Here is a 1490-nt window from a genome sequence, read left to right on the forward strand (position 1 = left end):
GCTCTTCCCAATTGGCTTTTGCGGGCCAAATCGCTATGCGTGTTCCGGCTCTGCAAAGGTGCAGTGTCAGTCGCATTAGCGGGACAATCTAGGTTTCAAAGGATTAAGCTACATGACTAAATGTGCGCTTGTACTAGGCGCGGGTGGCCGCACCACTATAACCACGAGAGCACGCATTAGGGCAAAATGTGTTGCGGCAGAACCCCGTACCAGACCATGATCCAGGGTAAAAAGACTTGGAAGGAAAAGTTCCTAAACCGACTTGACCTGACAGACGCCGCCGGAAAAACGGCCAACTGCCAGATCACACCGGATCCACTACAGTTAGTACGATTTTTGCAACATGTTTACAAACCTCAATGTCGGACGCATCGCGGCCTCGAAGGTCGCCTCGGCATCGGCTGCATCGTTTTTCTGCCGTTTCACGAAGGGCTTGACGTATCCCGACGGAATGAGCCGCACGTCATGGCCCAACTTGCCGATCTCGACTCCAGAAATGCGCGCTGCTACCGGTTTCCGTGACAACGATACAGGAAGACAGTCGCCCGAAAAAATCAAGGACTTGATCCCGTTTCGGCTTTTTGCCCTGCACTGCACTGCCCGCGCCATCTGCCCCGCGAACTTGGAATACGTTTTTCGTCAGGTCGAGCCCGAACGCGATAATCTCCGACATGACCCTCCTCCTCTGTAGATGATCGCAAAACTACCTTGGCACATCGATGCCGTCTGGGGGGGCACGTGATTAGAGCCATTTTTTCGAAAAAAGGAAACCCACAATGACGAAACGCGCACTAATTACTGGGATTACGGGGCAGGATGGCTCCTACCTCGCCGAGTTTTTGCTTGAGAAGGGCTACGATGTTCACGGAATCAAACGTCGTGCGTCTTTGTTCAACACGGCTCGGGTGGATCACATCTATCAGGATCCACATGCCACGCACCAAAGGTTCAAAATGCACTACGGGGATCTGACGGACACTTCGAACCTTACACGCATCCTGCGGGAGGTGGAGCCCGATGAGGTGTATAATTTGGGCGCGCAATCCCATGTGGCAGTGAGTTTCGAGTCGCCTGAGTACACCGCTGATGTCGATGCGATTGGCACGCTGCGCTTACTCGAAGCGATCCGTTTTCTGGGGCTCGAAAAGAAGACCCGCTTCTACCAGGCATCAACCTCTGAACTCTACGGCCTCGTGCAGGAAATTCCCCAGACCGAGTCAACACCTTTCCACCCGCGCAGCCCCTATGCGGTGGCCAAGATGTATGCCTATTGGATCACCGTGAACTACCGCGAGGCCTATGGCATGTATGCCTGTAACGGCATCCTCTTTAACCACGAAAGCCCCCGTCGCGGAGAGACTTTCGTGACCCGCAAGATCACCCGCGGTCTGGCCAATATCGCGCAGGGGTTGGAGCCCTGCCTCCACATGGGCAATATCGACGCGCTGCGCGATTGGGGCCATGCAAAAGACTACGTGCGGATGCAGTGG

The 1490-nt window shown here is 54.7% G+C and carries 1 protein-coding gene and 2 pseudogenes; 2 read left to right on the forward strand and 1 reads right to left on the reverse strand.

Translation table 11 applies throughout. From position 1 onward, the window contains the following. Positions 1-144: 144 nt before the first annotated feature. Positions 145-258 (forward strand): annotated as a pseudogene (locus A3728_RS23650) (IS481 family transposase); the annotation flags it as partial. Positions 259-348: 90 nt separating this feature from the next. On the opposite strand, the pseudogene A3728_RS22205 reads toward A3728_RS23650, so the two are convergent. Further along, positions 349-673 (reverse strand): annotated as a pseudogene (locus A3728_RS22205) (IS110 family transposase); the annotation flags it as partial. A 103-nt stretch (positions 674-776) separates the two neighbouring features. Here A3728_RS22205 and gmd point away from each other — a divergent pair. Continuing rightward, positions 777-1490 (forward strand): GDP-mannose 4,6-dehydratase (gene gmd, locus A3728_RS05370; protein WP_067920944.1); only part of this gene is annotated, 714 nt, incomplete at its 3' end.

The sequence above is a fragment of the Sulfitobacter sp. HI0040 genome (assembly GCF_001634885.1).
Taxonomy (GTDB): Bacteria; Pseudomonadota; Alphaproteobacteria; order Rhodobacterales; family Rhodobacteraceae; genus Sulfitobacter.